The sequence below is a fragment of the Krasilnikovia sp. M28-CT-15 genome, assembly GCF_047159595.1.
GTDB lineage: Bacteria > Actinomycetota > Actinomycetes > Mycobacteriales > Micromonosporaceae > Actinoplanes.
On the sequence record NZ_BAAGAK010000001.1, the window covers coordinates 4,250,479 to 4,265,289 of the forward strand.

Genomic DNA, 14,811 nt, shown 5'->3' on the forward strand with positions numbered 1-14,811 from the left:
GGCGTCACGGCCAGCGGCGGCCGCACCGACTTCACGACCTCGCGCGATCCGTCACGCGACGCCCGGTCGTCCGCTGACCAGACCACGTACCAGGCCAGCGAGGGCTGGGGCAGGTGCCGTAGCCGCCACACGACGTTGTTGGTGGAGCTCTCGCTGCCGTCGCCGACCTTGATGCCGGGGCCCGCGCTGCCGGACATCGACGCCGCGGCCGCGTACCGGTCGGGATGGCGCAGCGACAGGTTCATCGCGCAGAATCCACCGGCCGAGAAGCCGATCGCCCCCCACGCCGCGCGGTCCGTGCGGATCCGCAGGTGGGCGCCCGCGTACTCCGGCACGTCCGCGGTGAGGAACGTTTCGGACTGGGCGCTGCCCACGAGGTTCGTGCACTCCGTGTCCAGGAAATGCCGCGGCGTCAGGTACGGGAAGAGCACCACGGTCGGCGCCATCCGCCCGGAGGCCATCTCCTGATCGAGCCGGGACAGCACGTCCATCTTGTCGATCCACGTGCCGGGCGACCCGGGGTACCCGTGGAACGCCTCGATGACCGGGAAGCGCCGCCGCGCCCCCGCCGGTGTGTCGTAGACCGCGGGCAGGTAGACCGCCATCGGCATGGTGAGCCCGCTGGCCTTGCCGGGCACGGTCACGGTGAGCAGCCGGCCACCGCCGGGCCGGGGCCCGGGCGGAGGGGGCAGATCGGCGCTCTGCGAGGCGGTGCCGAACAACGCGTTCCACGTGGGATACGTCGTGGTGAGCTGGTTGAGCTGCACCGCGCAGGTGACGGCCATGGCCAGCACGATCACGCACACCATGACGGCCCGGCCGAGAATGCGCCGCCGGTCCCACAGGCACGCCAGGCCCGCGGTGGCCGCCAGCACCACCACCACGCCCAGTGCGACCAGGGCTGGGTCGTCGATTCTCATGGCTGCAACGGCCACGCAAGGGGCTCGGGCAGTTGCTCGGCCGCGGCGGTGAGGGCAGCCGCCCAGCCCTTGGCGCCGACGACGCCGAGCGCCGGTCCGAAGTGGCGGTCGGCACCGCGCATCTTCCCCGCGAGCGCCTGGTGCGGCTGGTCGGTGACCAGCGCCCAGCCCTGATCGGCGACCCGGGCCGCCTGGTGCAGCTCGGCGCCGAGACTGGCCAGCGCGGCTGCGGAGGTGAGCGCGGTCGGTGCCAGCAGCACCGTCACCACCCCCGGGGTACGCTGCGCCGCCGTGCGCACCTCGGTCAGGTGTGCCGCGGCGGTGAGCACGACGATGACCGGGTAGGTGGCGCCGGGCCGCGCCTCGTAGCCGGCCGGGGTGATGATCGCGGGCGGCTCGGCCAGGTGCCACGCGCGGGCCGCCGGGCCGAACCGCCCGGTGACCGGCGGCGGAGGTTCGGCCGGGTGGGCGGCGGCCGGGGTGGCGTCGCCCGCCCCGCTGCCGCCGGTCAGCGCGTCCCAGCTGGGGTAGAACGACTGGTCGCGGTTGACGGCCAGGAAGATCGCGGAGACCAGCAGAGACTCCACGAGGACGACACCGACCGTACGGGTCAGCACCCGCCGCAGCCGCCCGCCGCGGGGCCAGGCGTACACCGTGGCGGCAGCGGCGATCAGCGTGGCCGTCCCGGTGAGGACGAGCAACGGAATCCCGGTCAGGCGCACGTGTCGGGCTCCGTGGCACGCCGGGTACCGGCCGAGGGCAGGAACGCCTCGGCGCTGAGCGCGGCGACCGCGATGCGGGGCAGGTCCCGCGCGGACGGGAAGCACAGGAACCGCGGCTGCCAGTTCGGCTGGTACTTGGCGTTGGCCCGGTACAGCGATTCGATCTGCCAGAAGCCGGACATGGCCCGCAGCACCCGTGCCCAGAGGCGCACCACGGGCCCGGCGCCCAGCTGCTCGGCGCGGGCGATGATGGAGCGCAACACCGCGAAGTTCAGCGAGATCTGTTTGATCCCGAGGTCGGCGGCGGCCTCCACGGCACTGACGATCATCAACTCGGTGAGCCCGTTCTCGGCGGTGCGGTCGCCGCGCATGAGGTCCAGCGACAGCCCGGAGCGTCCCCAGGGGACGAACTGCAGCAGCCCGCGCAGCAGCCCGTCGGCGTCGCGGCACACCACCAGCAGGCAGTCGTCGTCGACCGGGTCACCCAGCCGGGACAGCGCCATGGAGAAGCCGCGTTCGGTGCCGCCGCAGCGGAACGCCACGGCGCCGCGCCGTACCTCTGCCAGCGCGTCGGCGTCCAGGTCCTTCTGGCGCACCACCTCGCAGGTGTAGCCCGCGCGGCGGGCCCGGCCCACCGCCTGCCGGACCGTACGCATGGGACGGCCCTGCAGGCTGAACGCCGAGACGTCGAGGATGGCCTCGTCGCCGAGTTCCAGCGCGTCCAGCCCGAACTTGCGGTATGCGCTGCCGCCCGCGGTGCCACACGCCAGCACCGCCGGTGTCCAGCCGTTGGCGTCGCAGTCGGCCAGCCACGCCGCGATCGCCTCCGGCCACGCCGACGGCACCCCCAGCGGGTCACCGGAGGCCAGGCTGACCCCGTTGACCACCCGGTACGCCACCACGGCGCGGCGCGAGGGCGCCCAGATGAACAGCTTGTCGCGGCGCAGCGCGAAGTAGCCCAGCGAGTCGCCGTCGCCGTAGCGGTCCAGCAGCGCACGGACCTCGTCCTCGTCGCCGCTCTCCCAGCCGCTGCGCCGGGTGCCCGGACGCAGCAGGACCAGGGCGGCGGCGCCGAAGGCCAACAGCCCGAACGCGCCCGTGGTGACATCGACCATGGTGTTGGTCACATCATGCTGGAACCGCAGCGGGCCGGTGATGCCGATCATGCCGAGGGCGGCGTGCTCCAGCCACCGCCCGGGTCCGGCGGGGGCGGTGAGCTGACCGGCGCGCAGCGCGATCTCGACGAAGCCGAGGACCAGCCCCGCGCCGAGGAAACCCGCGCACACGCCGAGCGCACGCCACTTGTGGCGGACGTCGCCCCGGGCGTAGAACCGGTCCCGTTCGACGATGAGGACGCCGAAGATGACCAGGGCGGGCAGCGCGGGGGCCGGGGTCGCCTTGGCCACGTGCAGCACCACGCTGAGCGCGCACAGGCCGGTGGCGAGCTGCCACGCCCGGCGCTTGCCCCGCCGCAGCCCGCTGCCCAGGTAGACCAGGAGCAGGCCGACGACGCTGACACCGGCGCGCGCGGTCACCATCCCGGCGGTCGGCATCAGGTCGGCCAACGCCGCCATCCGCGCGTGCCAGGACGGCAGGATCGCGGTGAGCGCGTCGAAAGCGCCCACCACCTGAACGCTGCGGGCCACCACGGTCCGCGACGGCGGCGGCCGCCACGGGCTGCGGCTCGTGGTCTTCCGGGGGTGTGCCGCGGCCTCGCGTTGCGCGGGCACGGCCGCCTCGCGCTGCGCGGGCACCGCCGCCTGCTGGTCCACCGTCACGGTCCCACCCCGTTCAATCGCTGACATCGCTCCCTGCCCATCCATGGCCCTGAACATCTTGGCCAGTTCCGCATTGCCGTGACGTCGGCCGAGCGTAGGGACCTCAGGCAAGCAACTGCGACTTTCGGCCGAGGAGCGTACACGCACCGCAGTCGCGTCGTCGCGTGGACGAACCGGGGCCTGCCGCGGGTGGTTGGACGGGCCCGGGAACCCGCAGGTTCCGGTGCGGTGGCGTTCGGGCCTTGTGGAATGACCATCGGCCCTGGTCCCGGTCGCATCAATGGCGGGACGCTCAGGGTAGGCCGAGGTGAGGGAGGCAGCCATGCACGCGGTGGTGGTCTACGAATCGATGTACGGCAACACACACCGGGTGGCCGACGCGATCGGGGCCGGTCTGGGCGGCGCCTACCGGGTCGATGTCGTACCGGTGGAACGGGCCGACGCCCACCTCCTGGCGGACGCGGACCTGATCGTGGTGGGTGGCCCGACGCATGCGCACGGGATGAGCCGGGCCGGTTCCCGGCAGGCCGCGGTGGCCAAGGCGGAGGAGCCCGGCAGTGAGCTGACGCTCGACCCGGACGCCGAGGGTCCGGGCCTGCGGGACTGGTTCGACGCGTTGCCGTCGCTGCGTGCCAGGGCGGCCGCGTTCGACACCCGCGTCGACCTGCCCCCGGTGGTGACCGGTCGGGCGGCGAAAGGGATCGGGCGGCGACTGCGCCGCCACGGGCTGGCCCTGGTGGCGGAACCGGAGAGTTTCCTGGTCACCAAGCAGGGCGACCTCGAGCCCGACGAGGTGAGCAGGGCCCGCGAGTGGGGCAGGGAGCTGGCCGGGGTGTAAGCGTCCACTCCTCGGCACCCGGCCGTGACCCCGGCCGGGGGGATCCGGCGTGCCGCGTCAGTGCATGCGCAGCGGCTCGGCCATGTGCCCGTCGCGCCACGCGTCGGCGCCCGCATGGACGGCCGTCCTGGCCCGCCGCCAGTTGCGCCGCGCCAGCTCGGCCGGTGGAGTCTCCATCTGCTCCATCCGCCGCCGTACGGCCACCACGGCGGCCACGGCCGTCAGTGCGGCACCGGCGAGGCCGATCACGCCGCCGATCACCGTCAGCGTGGCGCCGGTCAGCAGCACGGTGCCGGTGGGCACGTGTCGCGACTCCGCCCTCATGCTCGTCATGGGTTCCCTCCCGATCATCGGACCCGTCCACCGTGCCGCCCAGCGGGCCGGGCCGCCTCATCCGCGCCGGGCGAATCCCCGGCTCTGCCGGGTGACCATGCCCGCCACCAGCACCGCGGCAGGGTCAGGATCCTGGGGGCGGCGGCGGGCCACAGTCGAGGACGGCGCCGACCGCGGCGGCGAGCTGGGTGCGCGTGTGCGGCCGCACCCGCCCCGTACGGATCTCCGGGAACAGCAGCGCCCCCGGCAGGCGGACCACGCAGGTGGTGATGGCGTCCACCGCGGCGCCGTCGCCGCGGCCCCACACGGCGAGGGCCAGCAGGCGCAACGTGTCGACCAGGGCGGCGTCGAGGGCCCGCAGCTGGTCGGCGACCGCAGGGGCGACCGCGTCGGTGAGCACGTCGTCGCGCCGCAGGGTGACCAGCAGTCGCGCCGCGCGTGGCTGCTGGTCGGCGAACCGGGCCGGGGCCGCGGCCGCGGCCAGCACCGCCCGCCGCCCGGCACCCGGCACCGCCCGCGCGCCCAGGGCGTCGTCGACCGCGGCCCGCTGCCCCGCCAGGAACTCCCGGCCCCGGCGCAGCCAGGCGGCACCGACGACCGTCTCCAGGGAGCCGAAGGTGTGGTAGATGCTGCCGTTGGAAGCACCGGCCCGGTCCGCCAGGGCGCGGACGGTCAGGCTGGCCCGGCCGCGTTCGACGATCAGCTCCTCGGCGGCGTCGAGGAGCGCGTCAGGCGCGTGGACCCGCGGCCGGGGCATCGGCCACGGCCTCCCTCCGGCGCGGGGAGACCCACATGGTGATGTCGGCGTGCACCACCGTGGTGCCGCGGGTGTCGATCACGTCGACCGGCACCACGACCTCGCGCGACTCGTCGGCGGCCAGGCCGGTGAGGTCCTCGACGACCGCGACGGCACGCAGGTCGGTCTCGGCCTTGGCGAGGTAGGCCACGGTCATGCCCTTGGGGATCCACCGGTGGCCGGCCGGGACGGAGACCTCGATCGTGGTGCCCGCGGCGAGCTCGGCCAGGTTGCAGCAGGCGATGGCGTGGAACGTGCCGATGTGGTTGTGCACCCCCCACCGGTTGCGGGCCACGACCTCGCCCCGGCCCGGCGCCAGATCGACGAACACTGCCCGGATCGTCCGGAAGTACGGCGCCTTCCAGGCGACCGCCATCGAGAACAGCCGACGCCCGAGGGGCTGGCGGGCCAGGCGCCGATACAGGGTCAACACCGGGGGCTGCGCTTGCGTCGTCGCACTCATCGGCCCGTCCTCTCCTCATCCCAGACTGGTGCGGCCAATACTAGAGCAGTTGCTCCAGAACGGTGGGTGACCGTCGCCACACAAGACATCTCCGGGCAAAAACCGCCTCGGCTTTCTTGACTGATTCCAGAAAAGGGGTGCACACTCAGACGGTGCACCCGACGTTCGACGCCGACGCCATGCTCCGCGGAGCCGCCCTGCGCGTCACCCGGCCCCGCCTCGCGGTGCTGACCGCGGTGCACGGGCACCCCCACGCCGACACGGAGACGATCATCCGGGCCGTCCGCGGGGAGCTGGGGGAGGTCTCCACCCAGGCGGTCTACGACGTCCTGCGGGCGTTGACCGTCGCGCGCCTGGTGCGGCGCATCGAGCCGGCCGGCTCCGTGCCCCGCTACGAGTCGCGGGTCGGCGACAACCACCATCACGTCGTGTGCCGTTCGTGCGGCGACATCGCCGACGTCGACTGCGCGGTCGGCGAGACACCCTGCCTGACCGCGTCCGACGACCACGGTTTCGCGATCGACGAAGCCGAGGTCGTCTACTGGGGCGTCTGCCCCGCCTGCTCCACCTCAGCTGCCTGATCCACCCGCCCGGTGCGCGCCACACGACGGCGGCCGGCACCGCTTTCGAGTCCCAAGGAGAGCAACGTGAGTGACAACAAGGGCCTCATCTCGGGCGAGGCGCCCGTTCGCCCGCCGACGGCCAGGTCGAACCACGACTGGTGGCCGAACCAGCTGGATGTGAGCGTCCTGCACCAGAACCCCGTGGCGGGGGATCCGATGGGCGCGGACTTCAACTACGCCGAGGCCTTCGAGACGCTCGACCTCGATGCCCTGAAGGCGGACATCGAGACCGTGATGACGACGTCGGTGGACTGGTGGCCCGCCGACTACGGCCACTACGGGCCGCTGTTCATCCGGATGGCCTGGCACAGCGCGGGCACGTACCGGATCAGCGACGGCCGGGGCGGCGCGGGCTCGGGCGACCAGCGCTTCGCGCCGCTGAACAGCTGGCCCGACAACGCGAACCTGGACAAGGCGCGCCGCCTGCTCTGGCCGGTGAAGCAGAAGTACGGCCGGAAGATCTCGTGGGCCGACCTGATGGTGTTCGCGGGCAACTGCGCCCTGGAGTCGATGGGGTTCCGGACCTTCGGCTTCGGCGGCGGCCGGCAGGACGTCTGGGAGCCCGAGGAGATCAACTGGGGCACCGAGGACAGCTGGCTCGGCGACCAGCGCTACAGCGGCGACCGTGAGCTGGCCAAGCCGTACGGTGCCGTGCAGATGGGCCTGATCTACGTGAACCCGGAGGGCCCGAACGGCAATCCGGACGCCCTGGCCGCGGCCCGCGACATCCGCGAGACGTTCCGCCGGATGGCGATGAACGACGAGGAGACCGTCGCGCTGATCGCGGGCGGGCACACGTTCGGCAAGACCCACGGCGCGGCCGTGCCGGACACGCACGTCGGCCCGGAGCCCGAAGCCGCCGGCCTGGAGGAGATGGGCCTGGGCTGGAAGAACAGCCACGGCACCGGAAAGGGCGGCGACACCATCACCAGCGGCCTCGAGGGCGCCTGGACCCCCACGCCGACGACCTGGGACAACACGTACTTCGAGACGCTGTTCAGCTTCGAGTGGGAGCAGACGACGAGCCCGGCCGGGGCCAAGCAGTGGAAGCCGACGGACCCGGCCGCGGCCGAGCTGGTGCCCGACGCGCACGACCCGGCGAAGAAGCACGCGCCGATGATGCTCACGACCGACCTCGCGCTGCGCGTGGACCCGGTGTACGAGGAGATCTCGCGCCGCTTCTACGAGAACCCGCAGGAGTTCGCGGACGCGTTCGCCAAGGCCTGGTTCAAGCTCACCCACCGCGACATGGGGCCGATCTGGCGCTACGTCGGCCCGCAGGTCCCGGCCGAGCCGCAGCTGTGGCAGGACCCGGTGCCCCCGGTCACCCACGAGTTGATCGGTACGGCGCAGATCGCCGCGCTCAAGGAGAGCATCCTCGCCTCGGGCCTGTCCGTGTCCGAACTGGTCGCCACCGCGTGGGCGTCGGCCTCGACGTTCCGGGGCACCGACAAGCGCGGTGGTGCCAACGGGGCGCGTATCCGCCTCGCCCCGCAGAACCAGTGGGAGGTCAACGACCCCGCCCAGCTCACCCGGGTGCTGCGCACCCTGGAGGGGATCCAGCAGCAGTTCAACGCCGGTGCGGGCGCGGTCCAGGTCTCCCTGGCCGACCTGATCGTGCTCGGCGGCGGGGCGGCGATCGAGCGCGCCGCGCGCGCCGCCGGGTTCGAGGTCACCGTCCCGTTCACCCCGGGCCGTACGGACGCGACGCAGGAGCAGACCGACGAGGAGTCCTTCGCCGTGCTGGAGCCCACCCACGACGGGTTCCGCAACCACCTCGGCAAGGGACACCGGCGGCCCACGGAGCAGCTGCTGGTCGACCGGGCGCAGCTGCTGACGCTGACCGCCCCCGAGATGACCGTGCTGGTGGGCGGCCTGCGGGCGCTGAACGCGAACACCGGGCAGTCCCGCCACGGCGTGCTCACCGAGCGGCCGGGGACGTTGACGAACGACTTCTTCGTCAACCTGCTCGACTTCGGCACGACCTGGTCGGCGACCGCCGAGGGTGACGAGGAGACCTTCGAGGGCCGCGACGCCGCGACGGGCCGGGTGAAGTGGACCGGCACCCGCGCGGACCTGGTCTTCGGCTCGAACTCGGTGCTGCGCGCGCTGGCCGAGGTGTACGCCGGCGACGACGCCAAGGAGAAGTTCGTCCGGGACTTCGTCGCCGCGTGGGTCAAGGTCATGAACCTCGACCGGCCCGCCGCCTGATGATCCCCGGGGCACCGTGCGAGCCGGCTCCGGCTCGCACGGTGCCCCGCCGGAGTCACTGCGGGCAGATCTGCCGGGCGTAGTCCACCGTCGCGGCCGCCGCCAAGTACTTCCACTCCGGCTCCAGCACGCTGTCGGCCAGTTGGGCCGCCCCGGTCCGGTCCTCCACGATGTAGCCGAAGGGCCGGGTGCCCTGCCGGTCGGTGCAGCCGGCGTCGCCCCAGCAGCCGGGCGTCTGCAGCACCCAGCCGTCCCCGGCCTCGCCGGTGACCGGGTCGACCAGCCGGTTGCCCGCGGTGCGCTGCCACACCGATCCGTCGAGCGCCGGGGCGGTCCGGGTCAGGGCGCGTTCCACGGCGTCCAGGTGGGGGTGCCGTCGGTGGCGTGGTCACCGGCCCAGGCGGACAACGACGTGGCGGGCACGGCCAGCGCCCCGGCCAAAGCGATGAGGACGGACGCGCCGATGACCGCGGGCCGTCGGCGACGGCGCGCGATGGAACACGGAAGGGACTCCTCTGCTGGATCGTGATGGGAGGTGCCAGACCGTACCGCCGGGGCACAAACGATGATCGATCGACTCCGGGGGATGTAGCGGCCCACACAGGGGCATCGGCATCGATGCGTGCCCGGCTGCCGGTGCGCGGTCGCCGCCGCGCATCGCGGGTCACCAGGAATCGGCCGTTAGGGTGCGTATCGAGATCCGCACGCAGGTCCCGGCCGGGCACATCGCGTGGTTAGATTCGGGCTTTTGGAACGACGACGTGGCCGAGCGGCGATGGGCGAACTCGATGCGGATACTGCTGGTGGAGGACGACCTGCGCGTCGCCGGGGTGATGGCCTCGATGCTGCAGCGCCGGGGCTACGAGGTCGAGCACGCCGCGACGGCCACCGCGGCGCTGGCGGCGGCGCCCGCCGACCTGGTGCTGCTGGACCTGAACCTGCCCGACGGCGACGGGATCGACGTGTGCCGGACCCTGCGCGCCCGCAACGCCCACCTGGGCATCATCGCGGTGACCGCGCGCGCGGAGGAACGCGACCGGGTCGGCGGGCTGCTGGTGGGCGCGGACGACTACGTCGTGAAGCCGTTCTCCATGGCGGAGTTGCAGGCGCGCATCGTGGCCCTGCTGCGGCGCACCGACCGGCAGGGGCCGCCGCCCAGCGAGATCGTCGAGGTGGGGCCGCTGCGCATCGACCACGCCGCCCGTACGGTGCAGGTCGATTCGGAGCCGGTCACCCTGACCCGCAAGGAGTTCGACATCCTGGCCTCGCTGGCCCGTCGTCCCGGCGTCGCGCTCACCCGGGAACGGATCATGCTGGACGTCTGGCAGACGACCTGGTCCGGCCGGCACACCCTCGAGGTGCACGTGGCCTCGCTGCGGGCCAAGCTGCGCCGCCCCGACCTGGTGCAGACGGTCCGTGGGGTCGGCTACCGTCTGTGCACCGGGTAGGCAGGGGGCGGGGTGCGCAGTCGACTGGTGACCACCTACCTGCTGTTGCTCTCGATGGTGTTGATCGCCCTCGAAGTTCCGCTGGCGGTGTCGCTGACGAACTCGGAGACCGACCGCGTCGTCGCGGACCGGCTCGCTGACGCGACGCGCTTCGCGTCCCTGGCCGCGCCCGCCATGCGCAGCGGCGAGCTGGAATCGGTCGTGGACGAGCTGCGCCGCTACCACGACCTGTACCAGGTCGGCACGCTGCTGGCCGACCAGGATCAGCAGGTGCTGAGCGTGTTCGGATCACCACTGGCCGACACCGTCGGCGCCGAGACGGCCATGCGGGGCGCTCTGGCGGGCCGCCAGGTGGGCACCCCCGACACGCTGTGGCCGTGGCGCGGCCGGGAGCTGGTGGTCGCGGTGCCGATCAGCGACGGCGGGGCGGTGCTGGGCATCGTACTGACCGCCTCCCCGACCGGGCGCAACCGCGGCGCCATCGTCTCGTCCTGGCTGGAGCTGGGCCTGGTCGGGCTGCTGGCGGTGGTCGCCTGCTTCATCGCCGCACACCGGCTGGCCGGCTGGGTGCTGCGGCCGGTGACCCGGCTCGACGGGGCCGCCCACGACATCGCGGCGGGCGACAACGACGCCCGGGTGCCGCCGGAGGTGGGTCCGCCCGAGCTGCGGCGGCTGTCGGCCAGCTTCAACGAGATGGCCGACGCGGTGGCGGACGCCCTGGAGCGCCAGCGCTCGTTCGTCGCCCACGCCAGCCACCAGCTGCGCAATCCCCTCACGGTGCTGCGGCTGCGGCTGGAGGACCTGGGCGACCACATGGCGGACGGGTCGGCGCGCGCCGATCACGAGATCACCATGGCCGAGACCGACCGGCTGGCGGACGTGCTGGACGGGCTGCTGGCCCTGGCCAGCGCCGAGCGCGGCCGGCAGCGCGTCGAGGTGGTGGACGCCGTGGCGCTGACCCTGGACCGCGGGCTGGCGTGGCAGCCGCTGACCGAGCGGCGCGGGATCGAGCTGGTCACCGTGGTTCCCGACGAGCCGCGGTACGCCCGGCTGGTGGCCACCGCCCTCGACCAGTGCCTGGACGCCCTGATCGACAACGCGCTGAAGTTCACCCCGCCCGGCGGCCGGGTCGAGGTCGAGGTGGCGTCCCGCGACGGCGGCGTCGAGGTGACGGTCTGCGACAACGGCCCCGGCATGACCGAGCAGCAGTGCCGGCTGGCGACCGAACGGTTCTGGCGGGCCCCGGACAAGCAGAACGTCGACGGCGCGGGCCTCGGCCTGTCGATCGTCATGGTGCTGGTCGAGGCGTCCGGCGGACGGTTCACGCTGGCCCCCGCGCGGCCCCGCGGCCTGGCGGCACGGATCTGGTTCCCGGCGGCGGCCGCTCCCCCGGCGGCCGAACCGGCCCCGGCCCCGGCGGACCAGGCCACGGACCAGGCCACGGACCAGGCCACTCCGGCTCAGACCACGGCGGACCAGACCACGGCGGACCGGTGGCTCCCGCCGGGCCCGACCGGCGAGCACGCCCGGATCGGGGAGCCCGGCGAGCGCGACGGGACCGTTACGGCTTGACCCCCTGGTAGTAGCGCGCGGCACCCGGGTGCAGCGGCACCGGGAGGGTCGCGATCGCCGAGCGCGGGTCGAGCCGCTCCGCGGCCGGATGCGCCGCGGCCAGCACGTCACGCCGTTCCATCAGCAGCTGGGTCAGGTCGGAGGCGAGGTCGTCGGGCATCGACGCCGCCACCACCAGCAGATTGGGGTTGGCGATGGTCGCCACGGGCGGGGTCTGATATGCCGACACGGGCACGTTGCGGACCACGTACACCTCGCTGAACGCGTGGCGCAGCGGGCCCGCCCACTTGGACAGGTCGATGATCCTGGCCCGGCCCTGGGTGCTGAGCTGCTTGATGCCCGCGACGGGCAGGCCGCCGGAGAAGAAGAACGCGTCGATCCCGTAAGCCGCCAGGGCCCGCAGGGAGTCGTCGAGGTTCAGCTCCCGCCGGTCGATCACGCCGCCGCCGGACATCTCCGCGACGGCCAGCAGCCGCCCGACCGTGACGGCCGTGCCCGACCCGTGCGCACCCACGGACACCGTCTTGTCCTTCAGATCCTCCAGCGTGTTGATCGGGCTGTCCGCGCGGACCACGAGGTGGAGCAGGTCGTCGTAGACGCGGGCCAGGGCGACGATCCCCGGCGCCGATCCGGCGCCGGAGACCAGCACGTCGGCCTGGGTGAAACCGACGTCGGCCTGCCCGCGGGAGATCAGCTGAACGTTCTCGGCCGAGGCGGCGGTGGCCAGGACATCGGCGTCGGTTCCGGGCAGCTCGCGCTCGACGAGGCGGGCCAGGGCGGAGCCGATGGCGTAGTAGGTGGCCGTGGGGCTGCCCGTCGCGATGCGGAGCCGGCGACTCTCCGGGGTCTTCCCCACACACGCCGTGAGCGCCATGGTGGCCATGCCGGTGAGCACCACGCGGCGCGCAACGCCGCAGTTCAACAGCGGCCTGGTCTGAAGGGTCACCCGTATCCCTACGGCAGGACATCCCGGTCTGCGCAAGTTTCCCTCAAATGCGGGCCGTCGGTGTACCGGCCGAACGGCCTGATCGGCCACGGTATCCCGGAGTCACGGGAAGGGAACTGTCGATGAACCACGAACGGGTACTCGCCGGCGCGGCGCCCCACGCCTTCGAGTCGGCGTGCCTCATCCAGTGCGCCGACACCTCCCGGCTGCCCGGGCGGCGCCGCCCGGAATGGCGCGACGCGCTCGTCGGAGCGCCCGCGGCCGACCCGGCGCTGGCAGAGTTCGACCAGCCTGACGCGGCCGTACGCCTGGCGACGCTGCTCACCGGCCTCGGCTGCACCGTCGACGTCGAGCGGCACAGCGGCGGCGGGCGGCGGCGCTTCCACGTGCACCGCGTGGTCATGCCCGAACTGCAGCAGAGCGCGGCGAGCCTGATGATGGCGGCCGCCTGGCGCCAGGGACGCCTGGCCCTGCTGCGCAACGAGACCCTCGGGTCGTCGGCACGGGCCAACGCCCGCCGGGCCACCCTCGCTCAGGCCGCGTGGCGGGCCGCCCTGCTGGCTGCCGGGCGACGGCGCCGCGCGGGCCTGCTGGGCGTGCGCCTCGGCGACCCCGAGATGGCCGCGGTCCTGGTCCGGGCCGCCCGCCTGATGGGGGTGACGGCGCAGATGACGAGCCGCCCGGGCTGCCTGCAGGTGACCGTGCCCGCCGACATCACCCTGCTGCTGCCCCCCGTCACCGCGGTCGGGGCGTCCGCGTCCCGCGTCGAGTGCGGGCAGAGCCACGCGTTCCAGTCACTGATCAACCGGCCCGTGGCGATGCACGCCTCGTCCGCCCAGATCGCCGACCGGCATCCGGCCCCGGCTCGGGACATGGTCCTGCCACCCCACCGCTGACCTTCCCCCGCTGGAACAGCGTCATCCGGCCGGGGTTCACCGCGGCGCGGTGCCGTAACGCAGTACCACCACCCCGCTGCCGTCGAGTGGGGTCGTGTCGAGCAGGGTGAGCTGCCGCGCGTCGAACGGGCCGCCGACCAGCGGGACTCCCCCACCGGCCAGCACCGGGTTGAGCTTGACCACGTACTCGTCGATCTCCTCCCGCAGGGCGGCCGCGAGCGCGCCGCCGCCGCACAGCCAGATGTCCTTGCCGGGCTGCTGTTTGAGCTTGCGCAGGTACGGCCCCGGGTCGTCGGCCACGACGATGACGGCCGGATCCGTCGCCGGGTCCAGCGTCCGGGAGAAGACGTACTGGGTGAGGTGCGCGTAGGGGCTGGTAACACCGGCCGCCAGGGCCGGTTCGTAGGTGCCGCGTCCCATGACGACCGTGTCGAAGACCTGGGCGGGACCGGTGGCGCCGAGCTGCTCGCGCAGTGCGGTGGGCAGGGTCTCCGGATACCGCGCGGTGACGTACGCCATCAGCCCCGGGTCCGGCACGCCGAAGAAGTCCCAGCTGCCGTCCGGCGCGGCGATGAAACCGTCGAGCGTCGCGGCCACGTAGTACACCAGTTTTCGCATGCGGACTCCCCTCGAACCACTATTGCTGTCGTGAATCAAAGTACATCATCTGTAGTGGTTCGTGCGATAGCCTTTCCGGATGGCAAGGAATCCCGAACGCCGCCGCCTGCTGGCCGACGCCGGGCTGCGCGTGCTCGCCGAGTCGGGCGCCCGCGGCCTCACCCACCGCGCGGTCGACACCGAGGCGGGCGTGCCGACCGGCACCGCGTCCAACTACTTCCGCTCGCGCGACGCCCTGCTCGGCGCCCTGGGTGAACGGATCATGGAACGGTTCGCGCCCGACGACGCGGTGCTGGAGAAGTACGCCCGGCGCAAGCCGAGCCGGGAACTGTTCATCGACTACCTGCGGTACATCGTGGAGCGGACCACCGCGCAGCCCGAGCTGACCCGCGCGCTGATCGAGCTGCGCCTGGAAGCCGTCCGGCGCCCCGAGCTGGCCGAGAGCCTCGGCGCCACGTTGCGCGGCGGGTATCGCGACGATGTGGCCTTCCACGCCACGACCGGACTACCCGGCGGTGCGTTCGAGATCGCCCTGCTGCACTACGCCCTGGACGGATTGCTGCTCGACATGCTGACCACCTCGATCGGCGCGGACCTCACCCCGGACGACGCGGTGGTGGCGTTCGTCGACCGGCTCGTCCGCTGAG

Annotated in this window: 15 protein-coding genes and 1 pseudogene; 7 read left to right on the plus strand and 9 right to left on the minus strand. The window is 73.2% G+C overall.

The window, feature by feature from the left end:
• Window positions 1–89: 89 nt before the first annotated feature.
• The 3 genes and pseudogenes from ACMCNO_RS19455 to ACMCNO_RS19465 all read right to left on the minus strand — a co-directional run.
• Window positions 90–920: pseudogene (locus ACMCNO_RS19455) on the minus strand (alpha/beta hydrolase); the annotation flags it as partial.
• Entirely contained in the window at window positions 917–1,642 is a 726-nt protein-coding gene (locus tag ACMCNO_RS19460) for a hypothetical protein (protein ID WP_412750874.1), read from the minus strand. The pseudogene ACMCNO_RS19455 and the gene ACMCNO_RS19460, both read right to left, overlap by 4 nt.
• On the minus strand, window positions 1,633–3,420 hold the full coding sequence (locus ACMCNO_RS19465; protein ID WP_412750875.1) for a phosphatidylglycerol lysyltransferase domain-containing protein: 1,788 nt from the start codon (window positions 3,418–3,420) through the stop codon (window positions 1,633–1,635). The genes ACMCNO_RS19460 and ACMCNO_RS19465 overlap by 10 nt, the downstream gene beginning before the upstream one ends.
• Window positions 3,421–3,742: 322 nt before the next feature.
• On the opposite strand from ACMCNO_RS19465, the gene ACMCNO_RS19470 reads away from it, so the two are divergent.
• Window positions 3,743–4,258 (plus strand): flavodoxin family protein, encoded by a 516-nt coding sequence (locus ACMCNO_RS19470; RefSeq protein WP_412750876.1) that lies wholly within the window; start codon window positions 3,743–3,745, stop codon window positions 4,256–4,258.
• Window positions 4,259–4,315: 57 nt separating this feature from the next.
• Here the strand turns inward: ACMCNO_RS19470 and ACMCNO_RS19475 are convergent, their stop codons facing one another.
• From ACMCNO_RS19475 to ACMCNO_RS19485, 3 genes are all read right to left on the minus strand, one after another.
• Entirely contained in the window at window positions 4,316–4,591 is a 276-nt protein-coding gene (locus ACMCNO_RS19475) for a hypothetical protein (protein WP_412750877.1), read from the minus strand.
• 124 nt (window positions 4,592–4,715) lie between these two features.
• Window positions 4,716–5,348 (minus strand): helix-turn-helix domain-containing protein, encoded by a 633-nt coding sequence (locus ACMCNO_RS19480; protein ID WP_412750878.1) that lies wholly within the window; start codon window positions 5,346–5,348, stop codon window positions 4,716–4,718.
• A complete protein-coding gene (locus tag ACMCNO_RS19485) occupies window positions 5,320–5,850 on the minus strand; it encodes a hotdog fold domain-containing protein (protein WP_412750879.1) in 531 nt (176 codons plus the stop codon). The genes ACMCNO_RS19480 and ACMCNO_RS19485 overlap by 29 nt, the downstream gene beginning before the upstream one ends.
• Window positions 5,851–6,029: 179 nt before the next feature.
• On the opposite strand from ACMCNO_RS19485, the gene ACMCNO_RS19490 reads away from it, so the two are divergent.
• Window positions 6,030–6,431, plus strand: coding sequence for a Fur family transcriptional regulator (locus ACMCNO_RS19490; RefSeq protein WP_412753750.1), 402 nt, complete (start codon window positions 6,030–6,032; stop codon window positions 6,429–6,431).
• Window positions 6,432–6,497: 66 nt separating this feature from the next.
• Entirely contained in the window at window positions 6,498–8,684 is a 2,187-nt protein-coding gene (gene katG, locus ACMCNO_RS19495) for a catalase/peroxidase HPI (RefSeq protein WP_412750880.1), read from the plus strand.
• Window positions 8,685–8,739: 55 nt separating this feature from the next.
• Here katG and ACMCNO_RS19500 read toward each other — a convergent pair whose 3' ends face one another.
• Window positions 8,740–9,039 (minus strand): hypothetical protein, encoded by a 300-nt coding sequence (locus tag ACMCNO_RS19500; protein ID WP_412750881.1) that lies wholly within the window; start codon window positions 9,037–9,039, stop codon window positions 8,740–8,742.
• Between the two features lie 433 nt (window positions 9,040–9,472).
• Between ACMCNO_RS19500 and ACMCNO_RS19505 the strand changes: the two genes are divergently transcribed.
• Window positions 9,473–10,132: a response regulator transcription factor gene (locus tag ACMCNO_RS19505; protein ID WP_412753751.1), complete on the plus strand. Its 660-nt coding sequence runs from the start codon at window positions 9,473–9,475 to the stop codon at window positions 10,130–10,132.
• Window positions 10,133–10,144: 12 nt separating this feature from the next.
• Window positions 10,145–11,704 (plus strand): ATP-binding protein, encoded by a 1,560-nt coding sequence (locus tag ACMCNO_RS19510; RefSeq protein WP_412750882.1) that lies wholly within the window; start codon window positions 10,145–10,147, stop codon window positions 11,702–11,704.
• Here the strand turns inward: ACMCNO_RS19510 and ACMCNO_RS19515 are convergent.
• Window positions 11,694–12,587: a TAXI family TRAP transporter solute-binding subunit gene (locus ACMCNO_RS19515; RefSeq protein ID WP_412753752.1), complete on the minus strand. Its 894-nt coding sequence runs from the start codon at window positions 12,585–12,587 to the stop codon at window positions 11,694–11,696. The two genes, ACMCNO_RS19510 and ACMCNO_RS19515, sit on opposite strands and share 11 nt — an antisense overlap.
• Window positions 12,588–12,772: 185 nt before the next feature.
• On the opposite strand from ACMCNO_RS19515, the gene ACMCNO_RS19520 reads away from it, so the two are divergent.
• Window positions 12,773–13,546: a hypothetical protein gene (locus tag ACMCNO_RS19520; protein WP_412750883.1), complete on the plus strand. Its 774-nt coding sequence runs from the start codon at window positions 12,773–12,775 to the stop codon at window positions 13,544–13,546.
• Between the two features lie 36 nt (window positions 13,547–13,582).
• On the opposite strand, the gene ACMCNO_RS19525 is transcribed toward ACMCNO_RS19520, so the two are convergent.
• Entirely contained in the window at window positions 13,583–14,164 is a 582-nt protein-coding gene (locus ACMCNO_RS19525) for a dihydrofolate reductase family protein (RefSeq protein ID WP_412750884.1), read from the minus strand.
• A gap of 79 nt (window positions 14,165–14,243) precedes the next feature.
• On the opposite strand from ACMCNO_RS19525, the gene ACMCNO_RS19530 reads away from it, so the two are divergent.
• Window positions 14,244–14,810 (plus strand): TetR/AcrR family transcriptional regulator, encoded by a 567-nt coding sequence (locus ACMCNO_RS19530; protein ID WP_412750885.1) that lies wholly within the window; start codon window positions 14,244–14,246, stop codon window positions 14,808–14,810.
• Window position 14,811: the final 1 nt, after the last annotated feature.